16 protein-coding genes are annotated in these 16,153 nt (G+C 63.2%); 9 read left to right on the top strand and 7 right to left on the bottom strand.

Translation table 11 applies throughout. The annotated features are described in order from the left end of the window. Positions 1-34 precede the first annotated feature (34 nt). The 4 genes from AC1DB0_RS27070 (at position 35) to AC1DB0_RS27055 (ending at position 3,965) form a co-directional block, all read left to right on the top strand. The gene (locus AC1DB0_RS27070; RefSeq protein WP_476758358.1) at positions 35-1,243 is read left to right on the top strand and encodes a CaiB/BaiF CoA transferase family protein; all 1,209 of its coding nucleotides are present in this window, start codon (positions 35-37) and stop codon (positions 1,241-1,243) included. 94 nt (positions 1,244-1,337) lie between these two features. After that, complete coding sequence (locus tag AC1DB0_RS27065) at positions 1,338-2,339, top strand: cyclase family protein (protein WP_175168654.1); 1,002 nt, start codon at positions 1,338-1,340, stop codon at positions 2,337-2,339. Between the two features lie 95 nt (positions 2,340-2,434). Next, positions 2,435-3,409 carry a tripartite tricarboxylate transporter substrate binding protein gene (locus AC1DB0_RS27060; protein ID WP_476758359.1) on the top strand — a complete coding sequence of 325 codons (975 nt, stop codon included), beginning with the start codon at positions 2,435-2,437 and terminating at the stop codon, positions 3,407-3,409. Between the two features lie 97 nt (positions 3,410-3,506). Beyond that, positions 3,507-3,965, top strand: a complete 459-nt coding sequence (locus AC1DB0_RS27055) for a carboxymuconolactone decarboxylase family protein (RefSeq protein WP_054426883.1) — start codon at positions 3,507-3,509, stop codon at positions 3,963-3,965. Positions 3,966-4,143: 178 nt separating this feature from the next. Here the strand turns inward: AC1DB0_RS27055 and AC1DB0_RS27050 are convergent, their stop codons facing one another. From AC1DB0_RS27050 to AC1DB0_RS27030, 5 genes are all read right to left on the bottom strand, one after another. Then, positions 4,144-5,301, bottom strand: coding sequence for a GGDEF domain-containing protein (locus AC1DB0_RS27050; RefSeq protein WP_476758360.1), 1,158 nt, complete (start codon positions 5,299-5,301; stop codon positions 4,144-4,146). A gap of 264 nt (positions 5,302-5,565) precedes the next feature. Then, the gene (locus tag AC1DB0_RS27045; RefSeq protein WP_476758361.1) at positions 5,566-6,504 is read right to left on the bottom strand and encodes an alpha/beta fold hydrolase; all 939 of its coding nucleotides are present in this window, start codon (positions 6,502-6,504) and stop codon (positions 5,566-5,568) included. Positions 6,505-6,620: 116 nt separating this feature from the next. Further along, positions 6,621-7,229 carry a pentapeptide repeat-containing protein gene (locus AC1DB0_RS27040; RefSeq protein ID WP_476758362.1) on the bottom strand — a complete coding sequence of 203 codons (609 nt, stop codon included), beginning with the start codon at positions 7,227-7,229 and terminating at the stop codon, positions 6,621-6,623. A gap of 25 nt (positions 7,230-7,254) precedes the next feature. Beyond that, a complete protein-coding gene (locus AC1DB0_RS27035; RefSeq protein ID WP_054426886.1) occupies positions 7,255-8,202 on the bottom strand; it encodes a sensor domain-containing diguanylate cyclase in 948 nt (315 codons plus the stop codon). 103 nt (positions 8,203-8,305) lie between these two features. Next, on the bottom strand, positions 8,306-9,124 hold the full coding sequence (locus AC1DB0_RS27030) for a class I SAM-dependent methyltransferase (RefSeq protein WP_346552076.1): 819 nt from the start codon (positions 9,122-9,124) through the stop codon (positions 8,306-8,308). A 288-nt stretch (positions 9,125-9,412) separates the two neighbouring features. On the opposite strand from AC1DB0_RS27030, the gene AC1DB0_RS27025 reads away from it, so the two are divergent. The 5 genes from AC1DB0_RS27025 (at position 9,413) to AC1DB0_RS27005 (ending at position 14,755) form a co-directional block, all read left to right on the top strand. Beyond that, positions 9,413-10,270 (top strand): IclR family transcriptional regulator, encoded by an 858-nt coding sequence (locus AC1DB0_RS27025; RefSeq protein ID WP_476758363.1) that lies wholly within the window; start codon positions 9,413-9,415, stop codon positions 10,268-10,270. A gap of 188 nt (positions 10,271-10,458) precedes the next feature. Then, the gene (locus AC1DB0_RS27020) at positions 10,459-11,235 is read left to right on the top strand and encodes an enoyl-CoA hydratase/isomerase family protein (RefSeq protein ID WP_476758364.1); all 777 of its coding nucleotides are present in this window, start codon (positions 10,459-10,461) and stop codon (positions 11,233-11,235) included. 40 nt (positions 11,236-11,275) lie between these two features. Beyond that, positions 11,276-12,856 (top strand): AMP-binding protein, encoded by a 1,581-nt coding sequence (locus tag AC1DB0_RS27015; RefSeq protein WP_476758786.1) that lies wholly within the window; start codon positions 11,276-11,278, stop codon positions 12,854-12,856. Between the two features lie 93 nt (positions 12,857-12,949). Then, the gene (locus tag AC1DB0_RS27010; protein WP_054426890.1) at positions 12,950-13,942 is read left to right on the top strand and encodes a Bug family tripartite tricarboxylate transporter substrate binding protein; all 993 of its coding nucleotides are present in this window, start codon (positions 12,950-12,952) and stop codon (positions 13,940-13,942) included. A gap of 30 nt (positions 13,943-13,972) precedes the next feature. Then, on the top strand, positions 13,973-14,755 hold the full coding sequence (locus tag AC1DB0_RS27005) for an enoyl-CoA hydratase/isomerase family protein (protein WP_476758366.1): 783 nt from the start codon (positions 13,973-13,975) through the stop codon (positions 14,753-14,755). A 197-nt stretch (positions 14,756-14,952) separates the two neighbouring features. Here the strand turns inward: AC1DB0_RS27005 and AC1DB0_RS27000 are convergent, their stop codons facing one another. After that, positions 14,953-15,699, bottom strand: a complete 747-nt coding sequence (locus AC1DB0_RS27000) for an SDR family NAD(P)-dependent oxidoreductase (RefSeq protein WP_476758370.1) — start codon at positions 15,697-15,699, stop codon at positions 14,953-14,955. A 93-nt stretch (positions 15,700-15,792) separates the two neighbouring features. Beyond that, a partial coding sequence (locus AC1DB0_RS26995; RefSeq protein ID WP_476758785.1) for an autotransporter outer membrane beta-barrel domain-containing protein occupies positions 15,793-16,153 on the bottom strand: 361 nt, incomplete at its 5' end.

The raw sequence follows: 16,153 nt of genomic DNA, 5'->3' as shown, positions 1-16,153 counted from the left end.
CCTTCCTAATCCGCAAGACAGAGTGACTCGCACGATGCAACACCCACCCGTATCTGCCCTGCCCCTTTCCGGCGTCAAAGTGCTGGACCTAAGCGCTTACATCGCCGGCCCCTATGGCTGCGCGCTGCTGGGCGACATGGGCGCCGAAGTGATCAAGATCGAACCGCCCGAAGGCGACAACCTGCGCAAGTATCCGTCGACGCTGGCCAGCGAAAGCCGCGCCTTCCTTGGCATCAACCGGAACAAGCGCGGGCTGTGCCTGAATCTGAAGGACGAGGCCGGCTACGAAGTGCTGACGCGACTGGTGCGCGAGGCCGACGTGCTGGTCCACAACTTCCGTCCGGGCGTGCCCGAGCGCCTGCGTATCGACTTCGCCACGCTGGCGGCGATCAATCCGCGCCTGGTGTATTGCGCCATGACGGGCTACGGCGCAGCCGGCCCGATGGCGGGCCACGCCGGCTACGACCAGGTGCTGCAATCCATGACGGGCATGTGCGCATCACAAGGCAAGGCCGATGGCCCGCCCGAGATCCTTTACGGTTCGGTGGTCGACTACTACGGCGCCGCCCTGATTTCCAACAGCGTGGCCGCCGCGCTGTATCAACGCGAGAAGACCGGCCGCGGCCAGGCCATTGAGGTGTCGCTGCTGGGCAGCGCGCTGGCGATGCAGTCGGCGCGTCTGGTGTGGGCCGAGAACGAACCGCGCCACATCGAACGCGACATGCGCTCGGGCGGCATCACCGGCATTCACCCCACGCGTGAAGGCCATCTGTACATCTCGGCGAACACACCGCACTTCTGGCGTTCGCTGTGCGGTCATTTGGGGCTGGCCAAATTGGCGGAGCACCCTGACTACGATACCGTTAAAAAACGCGCGGCCCACGCTGCGGTGCTGATCCCGCAAGTGCGCGAAGCGCTGGCGCGGCGCAGCGCTGCCGAGTGGGCCGAGCTGTTCGGTCAAAGCGTGCCCTGCGCCGTGGTCAACCGCGTCGAAGACATGTTCGACCATCCGCAGGTGCAGGCCATGGGGTTCATGCAGTCCCTGTCCAACCCCGCGGCCGGCAACTATGTCGGGCTGGCCCAGTGGGCGCACTTCGCGCCTGACGGCACGGTGCACGACACCGCTGCTCCCGCCCGCATCGGCGCACCGACGCTAGGCGAACACAGCCGGGAAATCCTGGCCGGCCTGGGCTACGGGGAGCATGACATCGACGCCTTGATGGGCCGGGAGGCGGTGCGCTGAACGCACCGTCGCGATAAGAAAAACGCCAGCGGCCCAGCCGCCGGCCTGAAGAACAAAGCGCGCCATATAAAACGCGGCGCGAGGAGACAGGGCGATGAGCCAACAGCGATACCACCAGCGGCCCGCCGGGTCGAACTGGGGTGATTTTGGCGACGACGACCAGCTCGGCACGCTCAACTATCTGGATGCGCAGACGCGTCTTGCCGCAATTGCCGAGGTGCGTGAAGGCATTTCGTTTTCGCTCAGCCTGCCGCTGACGGTGCCGCGCGCGCCCGTGCTGAACCCGCGCCGCAAAGGCCCGGTGATTCGCCCTGCCGACAAGAACGGCGTGCCCGTCTACCGTTATCCGCTGGCCACCGACGTGCCTGGCGCGACTGACGTCATCAGCGACGACAGCGTCACGATCTCGCCGCAATATTCGACGCAGTGGGATGCGCTTGGCCATGTGGGTTCGCTCTACGATGCCCAGGGCAATGGCGATGCGCAGCCCACCGGCTACAACGGCTTCACTGTGAGCGAACCCGCCACCGAAGGCTTCACCGGCACGCGCGACCTGTCGATCGCGCCGATGGCGCGTCACGGCATCCAGGGCCGCGGCGTCATGGTGGACCTGCGCGCACACTTTGGCGACGAACAGCGCAAGATCGGCCTGGCCGATCTGCAACGCGTGATGCAGGCCGACGGCGTAACCGTGCGGCCCGGCGACGTGCTGTGCCTGCACACCGGTCTGGCCGACCTTGCCCTGACCCTGTCCGACGACGAACAGCATCGGCTCAAGACCAGTTGCTGCGTGCTGGATGGCGATGACGCTGAGCTGCTGGCCTGGATCAAGAACAGCCGCATCGCCGCCATCGCGGCCGACAATCACGCGGTCGAATTGCGCAACCACAGCCTGACCGCCGAGCGCGGCCCGTTGCTTCCCCTGCACGAACAGTGCCTATTCAAGCTGGGCTTGCCGCTAGGCGAGCTCTGGCACCTGACCCCGCTGGCGCATTGGCTGCGACAGCGGAGCCGGCACGCCTTCTTCCTGACCGCGGCACCGATGTATGTGCCTGGTCTGGTCGGCGCGCCGGTCAACCCCATCGCGACCGTCTGATTGCTGCCGGCCTATCGGGCCGGACACGCAGCGGTCGCGCCATGCACCATTATTCCAATCCGTTTGTACCCCCTGCACGGGAGAAGTGAGAAGACATGAAAAACAAAACAACCCTGATCCGGGCCGCGCTCGTCGCCGGCTTTGGCCTGAGCTTCACAGGCGCCGCCATCGCGGCCGACTATCCGTCGCAACCCATCACCGTGGTCGTGCCCTACTCGGCCGGCGGCGGCGCGGACAACGCCGCGCGCATCATCGCGCAAGGCATGGGTGAAGTGCTGGGCCAAAGCGTGGTCATCGAAAACAAGGGTGGCGCAAGCGGCTCGATCGGCGCCGCCTTCGTGGCCCGTGCCAAGGCCGACGGCTACACGGTGCTCTACGACGCCTCGGCGTTCTCGATCAACCCGGTGCTGCGCAAGCTGCCCTATGACGCGAAGAAGGATTTCATCCCCGTGTCGCAGGCCGTGAGCGTGCCCAACATCCTGGTGGCCGCGCCCGCCTCGGCCTTCAACACGCTGCCCGACTTCATCAAGGCCGCCCAGGGCAGCCCCAACCGCTATACCTACGCGTCCTACGGTCCGGGCAGCCTGGCGCAGATGGCGGGTGAACTGCTGAAGAAAGACGCGAAGATCGAAGCGGTGCACGTGCCTTACAAGGGCGGCGCCCCGGCCATCGTGGACGTGATGGGCGGTCAGGTCGACGTCTACTTCGCCAACGCGGCGTCCAGCCTGAACTACGTCACCACCGGCAAGCTCAAGGCGCTGGCCGTGTCGTCGGCCAAGCGCATGCCCGAACTGCCCAACGTGCCTACCGTGGCTGAAGCCGGCTTCAAGGACTTCGATGTGGTCGAATGGAACGGCTTTTTCCTGCCGGCCGGCACCCCGCCCGACGTCGTTGCCAAGCTGCAAGACGTGATTCAGAAGACGCTGCAGCGTCCGGAAACGCGCGAGAAGCTGGGCAAGCTCGGCCTCACGCCCGTGGGCAGCAGCTCGGCCGACTTCACCAAGTTTGTCGGCGATGAGCAAACGCGTTGGGATGCTCTGGTCAAGGCCAACAACATCAACGTGAACTGATCGCGGCGCAACGGATGCCCGCAACGCCGGCGCGCAAAACATGCGCGCCGGCGTTTCTCGTTTAAGCTCCCCCCGAATCACTACAGCAGGAGACACCATGAGCCGTAAAGACGATTTCGAAAAGGGCCTGGCCAACCGCCGCGCCGTGTTGGGCGACGCCTGGGTGGAACGCTCGCTGTCGCGCGCCACCAGCTTTACCGCCGAATACCAGAACATGATCACGCGCTACGCCTGGCACGACATCTGGAGCCGCGACGGCCTGGCGCGCAAGTCGCGCCGCATGATGGTGCTGGCCGTCACGTTGTCGCTGGCGCGCTGGGAGGAATTCGAGCTGCACGTACGCGCCGCGCTCACGGCCCCCGACGACTCGCGCCTGACGCCCGACGAGCTGAAAGAGGTACTGCTGCAGAACGCAATCTACGCCGGCGTGCCTGCGGCGAATACCGCGTTCAACCTGGCACAGGCGATTTTGCGAGAGGTGGCTCCAGAGATCGGTTACGACCTGACTTCGGCAGACCCGCGCCAGGCCGACCTGTTCGGCGACGAGCCTGCTTGAGCGCCAACGCAGCGCCATAAGCAAAACCAAGCCCAACAACGCGCTGCCCGCCACGCCAAACCTTCCCAGCCCCGCGCTGATGGTCGAGGATGAAATCGCTATCCCGGAACGCTTGATCAAGATCATGCTCGATCTGGGCTATGCGGCGGACGCCATCAGTGTCGCGGGCAATGCCTTATCAGGCGGCCAATTCGATTCGATTGCGCCCCGCCGCCTTGCCTCTGTAGAGGGCGGAGTCGGCCTGCCGAAGCGCATCTTCAAGACCATGCGCGTCCTGAAATGGCGGTGAAATTCCAATGGTGACCGTGCAACGCAGACCCTTATCCGAACCGGCCACTTTGATTGCCTGGCTTTCCACGCTGGCGCGCAGGCGCTCCGCCAGGTAGCTCACACGATCGTCGTCCGTTTCCAAGAAGATCGCCACAAACTCTTCTCCGCCGATACGGCCCGTCAAATCGCCACGACGAACTGCCGAGCGAAGTAAATCCGCAACTTGGCATATGACCTCATCCCCGGCTTGATGGCCATAGGTGTCATTGATGCGCTTGAAATGGTCGACATCCAACAGCAGCAGGCGCGCTGGCTCGGCATTTCTGGAATTGAAATACTGGGTGAGCGCATCCAGAAGGCCTCTGCGATTAAGCAGGTCTGTCATGGGATCACGCGCCGCCATGTTGCGCAGACTATCCGTCAGCCGTCGCAGGACGAGCCAGACTATGGAAGGCGGCACGATGGTCGCCAGGGTTGACATGTAGATGTAGAAGATCATTTGAAAGCGGCTGTCCATGTGCAGCGCATCCAGGCCGTCATCTACAATTTTCAAGAATTTCAATGCGTTGAGAACACAGATTCCGCTAATCAGCAGCGCAAAGAAAATCATCTCTCCGTACAAGTCTTTTGCAAAAGTGCGCACGCCGTAGATCACGGTGATGGTCATTGCAAAGAACACCACCGTCGCCGTCGCCGCAAGCATCGCGTAACGCGCAGTGGGTCCAGCGTTCCATTGCACCAGCCATTGCGCAATCGCATAACCCACGGAAAAGAGAATCAGTGAACGCCACAATCGAACTTGGCGCCCAAAAAAACGCATGGCGCCAAGCCAGTAGGCGATCGGGGCGGCCAGCGTGAGGGTATGGTTGACGACGCTCATCACGCTCCATGCGGGCCGCCCTTCAACCAGTTGCAGGATATAGGCCAAGGCCAGCAGTAGATTGCCCACCGCGAAAAAATCCATCCCCATCCTGTTGCCGGGCAAGCGACGGCTGATAAGCAAGAACATGCCCGAAAAGCACAAGAGATGTGCGCACAGCATGGCGACGAGAGTGGTTGCAACCATAGGAGGGACGTGGAAAGGGGAAGAGAAATTTCTGCGCCCGTGCTGCTCGGCCGTGGGCAGCGACATTAACCGGGGAATGTCGAGCCAGGTCAAGGGAAGAATAGGAGTCAGACTGCAATTGAACGGAAATTGCAAACTGGGAAATTGCAGTCTGACTGCCTTGGATATTGCGAAAATTGCAGTCTGGGAATTGCAGTCTGACTGCTTTATTGAGGCCGACTTGCTCGGCAACCAGCCTGCTTGATCGTTGCGTCAGTTGAAGCGTTATTTGCCAGGTTGGGCGTCAACGGCTAGAAACCCGCCTATCAACCCGACCGTCGCACCGGTGCTCTCTTCCATCAGCCAGTGCCCTGCCCCTGGCACCACTTCTCCGCGCACATTCGTCGCGGCATTGCGCATGACGATTGCCATGTTGTCGCCGAAGGACTTCTCTCCGCCGATGGCGAGCACGGGCATGGCGAGCTTGGTTTTTGAAAACGCGATGTTGTCGGCGACGTCGTTCTTGGCGATGGTGTTGAACTGCGCGAAGGCGGCGCGCATTGCGCCCGGCTGGGTATAAAGCTTGGTGTAGTGGCGCCGCGTGGCCTCATCGATCTTTGAAGGCGTGCCCGCGAACTCGTTCCAGAAGCGGTCCAGATAGATGCGTTCGCGGCCGGCGACCAGCCGCTCAAAGTCTGGGCCGCCCGCGTTGAAGTGCCATAGCGCGGGCCACAGGATGATCTGGTCCCAAGGCGGGATGCCCGGCACGGGTGCGTCCATCACGACGAGTTTGTCGACTTTATCGGGGTAGCTGGCCGCATACGCATAGGCAACCATCGTGCCAATGTCATGGCCGACAACGGCGGTCTTGTCCTGCTTGAACGCCGTCACCACCGTGCGTATGTCGACCGCCTGCGATTTTTTGTCGTAGCCGCTGGCGGGCTTGGACGATTTCCCCATGCCACGCAAGTCCGGCACGATCACCAAGTGCGTTTTCGCGAGCTCTTTCGCCAGGGGCACCCACATGTCGCCCGTGTCGCCGAACCCATGAATGAGCACCACGGCGGGGCCGGCGCCACCGGAGCGGACGAAAATCTTCGCGCCGTCCGCCATGGTGATGGTCTGGCTCTTGAAGCTGCCTGGAAATGCCGGCTGTGCCGCGGCATGGGTGACGCACAGCACACCGGCCAACAGCGCTACCGCCAACGCAAAGCGACTTTTCATCTCGGAACTCCTGTTTATAGGACCAGATACGCCCGAGATTCTGTGAGGCTTTGCTGCGGCGGGCGCGGGTAGATCCGCGGCGACGGGAATGTCGCGTTGGTATCAGGGAACCAACATCAACTTGCAAAGCGGACGTTATCGACGATGCAGTCCGATAGATGCGCTTGCACACTCTCACCTATAAAACGGCTGCCCGCAACGGAGCCGCTTAACTTCTTGACGCCATCGAACACGCATTGATCGAAGGTGCAGCTGATGAAGTGCACGCCGGACAGCGTGGCCCCCGTGAATATGCACCGTTCAAATCTGACATCGGTTGCGAATGCCTTGGATAGCCTGGCGCCTTCAAACGTGCAATCACTGAATACACCGCCTAATCGCGCGCCGCCCAGCTTGGCGCCTAGAAAACTACAGCGCGCAAAGCGCCGTCTTACGAATACATTCCGCATATCAATGCGATCCAGCCTGCAATCAGTGAGTTCAGACTCATTGATGCTGGCTCCTTCCTGGAATACCAGGTCGGAGAAGTCGACGTTGGACACCCGGAGATATCGGACCGCCTCACGCAAAACGGCCCCTCTGAAATCAACCTTCCCGTCGTCGGTCAAACCAAAATCAGATTCAGGCATGGGTCCGAGATTGGCTTTGCGAGCCGCATCGGCAAGGATTTTTTCTAGCGCCGCTAATTGACCTGCCGTCCATCTTTTAGAAAACTTGGAAGCCATCAGACTCACCCTCTTCAATCGGGACTCAGGCTTCCCACTGCACGTGCTCAATGCGGTCCCGCCCATTATTCTTGGCCGCATATAGCTGCTGATCGACGGCTTTGATGAAACTTGCGCGGTCAGCCTGCTTGCCTGGCACCCACGTACCCGCTCCGATGCTGACCGTGACGCGCCGGCCATGCGGCGACAGCGCATGCACAATGGACTTCTTCTCGAGCAAGCGCTGGCAGCGTTCCGCGACTTTGCGGGCGACCTCGGCATCGGCGCCGGGCAGCAGCACCACAAACTCTTCGCCGCCGTAGCGCGCCACCAGATCACGCGATCCATCCAAGGCCAAACTGAGCGTCTGCGCGATCTCCACCAAGCATTTGTCACCCTGCGTGTGACCATACAAATCGTTGTATTGCTTGAAGAAATCGACGTCTAGCAGCAATACGGACAATGGCTGGCGCTCGGTGCGCGCACGCTCCCATTCCAATTCAAAACTGCTGTCAAAGCGACGCCGGTTCGCAATATTCGTCAGGCCATCCTTGAACGACAGCACCTCCAGCTCTTTCTGCAGGCTCAGCAGCTTTTCTTCGGTCTTCTTGCGTTCGGTGATGTCGAACATGAAGCCGATCAGCGAATCGACTTCGCCTTGGTCATTGCGCACCACGTGCACCACATCACGAATCCAGACATAGCCGTTGTCTTTGGTAAGCGCCCGGTAGTCGGCCTCGTGGTCGACGCCGGCCTGGGATTGCGTGACGCAGAAATTCACCACGTACTCGCGATCTTCCGGGTGCATGCGCATGGCCCAGTCTTCCACGCTCACCCAACTGTCGGCGCTCCAGCCCAGCAACGCCTCGATCTGGGGGCCGATGTAGGCGAATTTCATCGTGGCCCAATCGATCTTCCAAGGAATCGCTTTGGTCGATTCCAGCAAAGTCCGGTACACCGCGTTGTCATCTGAAAGCGGGCTTACGTCGCGCATACCCCATCCCTTCTCGGTCCAAGTCAACGAGCGACTGTAGCCTGAGCCGTCTGCCATGGGAAGCTGCCGGGCGGGCTTGGCCGGCAGCCAAAGCGCCGTTCCCCTACTTTCTTGCCGAAATGATGTGCGCCTGAATCTTGCCCGTGACGGGACCCGCGCCAAAGCGTTCTTGGATCGCAGCGGTAGCGATGTCCGTTGCCTCGCCCAGAATTGAGGCGTCGCGCGCTTCGAGTTCGTTGCGCAGCGGCGTGCCTTGGCAATAGGCGACGGCGACCGTTCGTGGCGACTCGCCCCGGCTTTGCGTCGCGACGGTGTCAAACGCGATGGCGCCCGCGAACCCGCCTTGCGCCAGCGCGTTGCCGATCACCGCTTGGTCGTAGTAGCCATGCGGGAGCCTCACCATGAATCGAGGCGGGTCATCCGGGAACAAGCCCGCCATCGCCTGCGTAACGCAATCCGCGAATTCGTTTTCCTCTATGCGATCCCAGACGTTGAACAAGAACGTCCCGCCTGGCCGCAGCACCCGGTGCGCTTCGGCAAAGGCTGCCGCCTTGTCCGGGAAGAACATGGCGCCGAACTGGCACACCACCGCATCGAAGGCGCCATCGGGAAACGGAAGGTTCATTGCATCGGCCTGCCGCCACGTCACGGCGCGGCTTGTGCCAAGGCTGATGGCGTGATCGAGCATTTCCTGACTCAGGTCGGTCGACACGATGGAGACGGCAGCGGGCAACTGCGTCGCCAGATGGCGCGTGACCGCGCCCGTCCCCGCAGCGATCTCCAGGACGGCCATCGGCGCAATAGACGCGACTCGTCGGGTCATATCTTTCGCGTACGGGTCGAAGATCATGGGAACCAGGTACTGCTCATACAACTGAGGAATGGGCCCGGCAAAGGCGCGGCCGCCACTGGAGGTGTTCATGATGACACTCCAAAAACCATCGATGTGGCCGCCCAACGGGGGCTCGGCTTGCCCGGTTGTCGGCCTGGGTGGCGAGATCATGCGGCCGGTCTCGAAGCATGCCTTTGAATAGAGCATGCCAAGTACGCGCAAAGACGCCTGCCAAAAATAATACGCCTGAATGCTTGCGACGCCGAGCCACTTTTGTCAGCCCGCCGAGCAGTGACGGATTCATGCGCGCTGCGCTGCGCCATAGCGGCTGGCCGCTACGGATCGGAAGCCCGCCGCGCGGTGGCGGGGCGTTACACTGTGCGCTCCCTGGCCCAGAGCGCTTCCTGTCCGACCGTGTCCATCGCCCCGCTTACGTCCTCCGCCGCAGCATCCGCCACCGACATCGCCCGCGAGGACGAGGTTGACGAACGCCTGTTCGTGGCGTCGGTCGAGAAGGCGATGCGCGTGCTCGAGAGCTTTGACCGCGACAACCAGGCGTTGTCGATTCTTGAACTCAACGAGCGCACCGGGCTGGGCCGCAGCGCAACCCAGCGTTTCGTCTACACGCTGCACCGTCTCGGCTATCTGCAACGGCTGCCAGGTGCGAAAACCTATCGCCTGTCGTCGCGGCTGGTGGGCCTGGCCGGCGCCATGCTGGGCGGAAACGCGGCCTTGCAGCATGCATGGCCGAATCTGGTCGAGCTGGCGCGGGAAACTGGTGAATCGATTTCTTGGGTCGAGCTCGACGGCGACGAGATCATCGTCCTGGGCAACATTCCAAGCGTGCACCCGGTGTCGGTAAATCTGCCGGTAGGCAGCCGTTTCGCCGCCATGCCGGCCTCGTCGGGACAGGTCTTGCTGGCGCATCTTCCCGATGAAACGCTGCGCGCCCGCATCGTGGCGATGCCGCCCAGTGTGCGCGCCCGATTCGGCGATCGCGACGACGATGAGATTCTGAGCTTCTTCACCAAGGCCCGTGCTCAAGGTCACTCAATGACCGAGAAGAATCTTGGCCAGGGCAGCGTGTCGATCTCCGTGCCGGTGGTGGATAGCCGCGGCCAGACGATTGCCGCCATCAATCTGTCTGCGCTGGCCACGCGCCATGATGCAGACGCCGTGCGTACGCGCCTGCTGCCGCTTGTCACGCGGACCGCGCGCGACCTGATTCCCGCTTAACTTCCATTTTTCAATAAAATCGCATGGCAATTTAATTGCCATAGCACGCGCGCGCCTTCGGGAAATTCCCTGGTACGCGCGGGCAAAAATCCGGCATATGATCATTCAAAATTAAATAGCAATTACGTAAATTACTATTCAATTATTGCCGCAGACGGCGGCGGATGCTCATGTAAAGGACGAACTCCATGGAATTCATCAAGTTGGAACGCGTTGGTAACGTCACGGTGCTGACGCTGAATCGGCCCGAATGCCTCAATGCCTGGCATACGGCGATGCGCGCCGAAATCATGCAGGTGCTGCGCGAGGCCGCAACAGATTCGGCCGTCGGCGCGCTGGTGATGACCGGCGCCGGCGATCGCGCCTTCTGCGCGGGCCAGGACCTGAACGAAGCGCGTGACTTCGACGGCGCTCGCGCCGAAACGTGGATCGGTGAGTGGGAAACCTACTACCACCTGCTGCGCAGTTTTCCGAAGCCGTTGGTCATGGCGCTCAACGGCACGGCCGCGGGTTCGGCCTTCCAGGTGGCGCTGCTGGGCGACATCCGTGTGGCGCACGAGGGCGTGAAAATGGGACAACCCGAGATCAATGCCGGCATCGCCAGCGTCACGGGGCCGTGGATCATGCGTGAAATGCTTGGCCTGTCGCGCACCATCGAGCTCACGCTGACCGGCCGCATGATGCAGGCGCAAGAATGCCATCAGCTTGGTTTGATCCATCACCTGGTCCCGGCGGACGAGGTTCGCGCCCGGGCGGTGGCAATCGCCACTGAACTCGCCGCCAAGCCTCCCATCGCGTTGCGCCTGGACAAGCAGCGCTTTCAGGAAATGACCGAGGCGGGCTTTCGCGACGCCATGCAGGCAGCCGCGCGCCTGCATCACGAATCGTACGAGAGCGGCGAACCCGCCCGCATGATGCAGGCCTTTTTCGCCGAGCGCGATCAACGCCGCCAAGCAGCCAACTGACGTGGCCGCGCCATCTGACTCTCTGACCGCCTTGGGCATCATGACCGCAGACTCTCACATCGACATCCCATCGGCCTCCGATGAAACCCTTGCGCAGCTCATCGCGCGCCGTGCCGCCGAGGCGCCCGACGAGGTGTATTGCCTTTTCAATGACGTGCCGCTCACTCTGGCCATGCTGCACGAACGCGTGCTGCGCCTGGCCAATCTGCTGTGGCGCGAAGGGCTGCGCCCGGGCGACCGCGTGGCGCTGATGCTGCCCAGCCATCCCGACCACATCGTCGCCATCTTCGCCCTGGCCGCCCTGGGCCTGGTGCGGGTGCCTGTAAACGTGCACCTGAAAGGCGCGTCGCTTGCGCATCTGTTCGAGCACCTGGCGCCGCGCGCCCTCATCGCCGATGCGGAACATGCCGACGCGCTGGCGCCCGAGCTCGAGCGGCTAGACGTGGTGCTGTGGCGCGGCGGGCAAGGGCCGGATGCCGACGCCAGCCGCGCATTCGAACGTTATCTCGACACGCCGGCCGACCCGCTGCCGGTTACGCCCGGCCCCGACGACATCCTCGCGCTCACACCGAGTTCAGGCACGACGGGCGCGCCCAAGGGTGTACTGAAATCCGACCGCACCCTGCGAGCGGGACCGCTCGCGATCCTGCGGCTGACCGGCGCCGCGCCCGGCAGCGTATTTCTATTGTGGGAATCGCTGCACCACGGCGCCGGCGTGGCCGTGATCATTTCGGCGCTGCTGGGCGGCACGCGGCTCGCGATGGTGGAGCGCTTCAGCGCCTCGCGCTTCTGGGACGACGCCCGCCGTTACGGCGTGACGCACATCCACTACCTGGGCACCGTCATTCCGATGCTGCTTAAGCAGCCCCCGCGCGCCGATGACCGCGACCACGGCGTACGCATCGCGTGGGGCGGCGGTTGCCCGCCGGAGCTGTGGCAGGCGTTCTCGCAACGCTTTGGCGTGGAAATGCGCGAGGGGTACGGGCTGTCGGAGCTGATCACCTTCGTCACCGTCAACCCCGCCGGCMCCGCAGGCTCGGTGGGCAAGCCGCTCGATTACTACGACGTGCAGCTCATCGGCGACGACGGCGAGTCGGTGGCCGTGGGAGAAACCGGCGAAATCACCGTGCGGGCGCGCGTGCCCGGGCTGGGGTTCCTGGGCTACTTCCGCAATCCCGACGCCGAGCGAGAAGCACGGCGAGGCGAATGGTTCTGCACCGGGGACCTTGCGCGCCAGGATGAACAGGGCTTCCTGTATTACGCCGGCCGCAAGAAAGACATGCTGCGGCGGCGCGGCATCAACATCTCGGCGTGGGAGGTCGAACGCGTAATTGCCGAGCACCCCGACATCGAAGAGACCGCGCTGGTGGGCGTGCCCAGCGACTTAGGCGAGGACGAGCTCAAGCTATTCGTACGGTTGCGCGACGGCCGTGCGCTGGCCCCGATAGACCTGATCCGCTGGAGCGAGCCGCGGCTGCCGTACTACCAGATCCCGCGCTTCGTGGCCTTCGTTGACGAATTTCCCAAGACGCCGACACAGCGCATTCAGAAAAAAGAGCTGTCCCGCCAGACCGCCGGCGTTTGGGATTTACAGGCCTCGGGCTACCGGGTCGGCAAGTAGCGCGATTGTCCTTACCCGCAGTACAACACCCGCAGTTCAACAGACACATCAGAATCCGCGGGCGCGAGAGCGCACCGCATCAAGGGGAAGTCTATGAACACCATTTTCAAATGGAAGTCACGTTGCGCCGGTTGGTTCGCCGCCGGTGTATTGAGCCTGGCGGCATTGCCGGCGCAGGCCCAGTATCCCGAACGCCCGATCACGCTGGTCGTGCCGTTCGCCGCCGGCGGTGCCGTCGATGTGGTCGGCCGCATCCTCGGCACGGCCTTGAGCGAACAGCTCGGCAAGACCGTCGTGGTCGAGAACAAGGCCGGCGCAAGCGGCAACATTGGCGCGCAGCAGGTGCGGCGCGCCAAAGCCGACGGCTATACGCTGCTGATGGCGCCCACCACATCGTATGTGCTGAACAGCCGGTTGATGGACAAGGACGTCGTGGGCTTCGATCTGCTCAAGGATTTCCGCTCGGTCGGCGTGGTGGGCGAGCTTCCCATCGTGCTGGTGGTGAACCAGGCCATGGGCGTGAAGACCCTGCCCGAACTGGTGAGCAAGGTGCGGGCGGCGCCGGGTGAGTTCGCTTATGGCTCCTCGGGTCCCGGCACGATGGAGCATGCCATCGCCGAGATGTTCCGCCTGCGTGAAAAACTGGAGCTGCTGCACGTGCCGTATCGCGGCGCCGCGCCCGCCATGGTCGACCTGCTGGCCGGCCAGGTGCAGATGATGTTCGCCACCGCCCCCACGGCGCTGGCCAATCTGCCCGGCGGCCGCATCGTGCCGGTAGGGGTGGCCGCGCGCACCCGGCTGGCATCGCTGCCCGACACCCCCACGCTGATCGAGCAAGGGCTGCCGGACTTCACCGCGTCGTCGGTCTACGCCATCCTGGTGTCGCGCGATACGCCCGAGCCGGTGGTACAGGCGCTCAACGGTGCGCTCAAGCGCCTGCACGACGGGCCGACGGTGGGCGACAAGTTGCGCCAGCAAGGAGTGGTGCCGATCTACACCGACACGGCGCAGGCCGATGCGGCGCTGCGTGCCGAGGTCGAGAAATGGAATGCCGTGGTGGATACCACGCACATCAAACTGAACTGATACGCCGCGCGCGCGGCACAGGAGATTGCCTTGGCATCTGAAATTTGTGTGGACAGCCGCGACGAGGGCCGCGTCGCCATCGTCACGATCAACCGGCCCCATCGGCGCAATGCCTGCGACCTGGCCGCCTGGCGCGATCTGCGCGACGTCTTTCGCGGTTTTGCGCAAGACCGATCGCTGCGACTGGCGGTACTGACCGGCGCGCAGGGTCACTTCTGCGCGGGCGACGACATCCTTGCGTTCCGCGAGGCGTTGTCAGATCCCGTGCGCGCCGACGCCTATCGCGCAGTGATCCAAGAGTGCTTCGCGGCCGTGCAGGCCGCACCGGTGCCGGTCATCGCGGCGATGCGCGGCGTATGCGTGGGCGGCGGCGCAAGCCTGGCGCTGTGCTGCGACTTCCGCGTGGGCGACGACAGCGCGCGGGTCAGCGTGCCGGTGGCACGTCTGGGCCTGGTCTACCCCACCGTGCAGCTCCAGCGCCTGTCGCAGTTGATCGGCGTCAGCCAAACGCGGCGCTGGCTCTACACCGGCGAGTTCGTGGATGCCGACACGGCACGCCAGGCGGGCTTCATCGACGCCATCTACGATGAGCCCGTCGCCGGGGCGCTGGCATTCGGGGCGGGCATGATGGACAACGCGCCACTGTCGATTGCCGGCAGCAAGCTCCAGTTGAACGCGATCTCGGCAGGCACGCTGATCGAGGACGCGGCGCGCATCCAGGCCCTGTCAGACCAGGCCAACCAGAGCGAAGACTACCGCAACGCTGCAGCCGCCTTCGCCGAAAAGCGACAGCCGGTGTTCGTGGGGCGCTGAACGGCTGGGGAAAATGGCGCAGTACGGGTTCTTCAAGGAGCCTGTACCTGCGTGCACTCCTATATGCAGTCTCATATATGCAGTCTGACTGCTATTTGTATGAGCCACGATATATGCAGTCAGACTGCAATATGCTTTGCAGTCTGACTGCCTTATGTGATGTCGGAGCCATAGGTGCAGTCTGACTGCGATATGCCCTACGTCAGATTCAATCCGCCATCAGACAGCAGAATTTCGCCCGTCAAATAGTTGGATTCAACAAGCATTGAAACCGCTTGGGCAATATCTTCGGGGCTCGCGGCCCGGCGCATTGGCGCACGCTCCCGCCATAACTGTTGAGCCTGCGTCCAGTTTGCGGTCAACGGCGTATCCACCAGCCCAGGCGCGACGGCATTCACGCGGATGTCCGGCGCCAGTGACACCGCCAGCAAGCGCGTGACATGGTTCAGCGCGGCCTTCGTCGCGGCATAGGGGATGGACGCCCCTTTCGGACGCACGCCTGCATGCGAACTCACATTGATCACGCAAGCCGGCACGCCGGAAGCCGCAGCCGAGGCGCGCAGTGCGGCCTCGGCTTCTGCGACGATACGAAACGGCGCGATGACATTGACCTCATGCAGCTCGCGCCATACGTCGGGCGTTGCAGCCGCCATATCGGCATGGGGAATCACGTGGCTGATTCCCGCATTGTTCACGACAACGTCCAGGCGCCCCCAGTGCGCGACCGCTTCTTGCACCAGCCGTATCCGGTCTGCATCTTCAGCCAGGTCCGCTTGCACATACGCCGCCAAGCCCAGCTCACGCGCCATGGCGATGCCTGTATCCACGGAACTGCGTGAATGCAAAACCACCGCATAGCCATCCCGAGACAGCCGGCGTGCTATTGCCGCTCCGATACCTGAAGTAGACCCGGTGATAAGCGCAACACGTTGTGGTTTAGGCATAGCGAAGTCAAATGAAAGTGAAGCGTAGAGTTTACCTACCCAATGCCTGCGCCACCGGGCGGGGAGCGCAAAGCACTGCACCTCCCCGCCCCTTCAATACCGCCAGCGCACGTTCAACGACCCCGCATGTTCGCGGTTGCCGCCGCCGTACTGGCCGCTGTAGTTCAAGCCCAGCGACGCATTGCGCGACACGGCCACTTCCGCGCCCAGCTCCGCCACCGCCGCGTTGCGCGCGATGGGCGCGCCCGCCACCGTGAATGCCTGGCCGCCGTCAAACGCCATGGTGGACTGCGGCAACACGTCGCCAAACGCATGGCGCCAGCCCAGCGTGCCGCGCAGACGGCCTTCGGCGCCTGCCAGCGTGAAGTCCGTTTGCGCGCGTACGCCCAGCGTGCTGCTGGTTTGCTTGTCGCTGCTGCTCTGGCCGGTCAAGGCTGCCGAACCGCCCGTCTCC

It is taken from the genome of Achromobacter sp. 10T422 (assembly GCF_056394065.1).
This window is presented reverse-complemented; position numbering and strand designations above follow the sequence as displayed.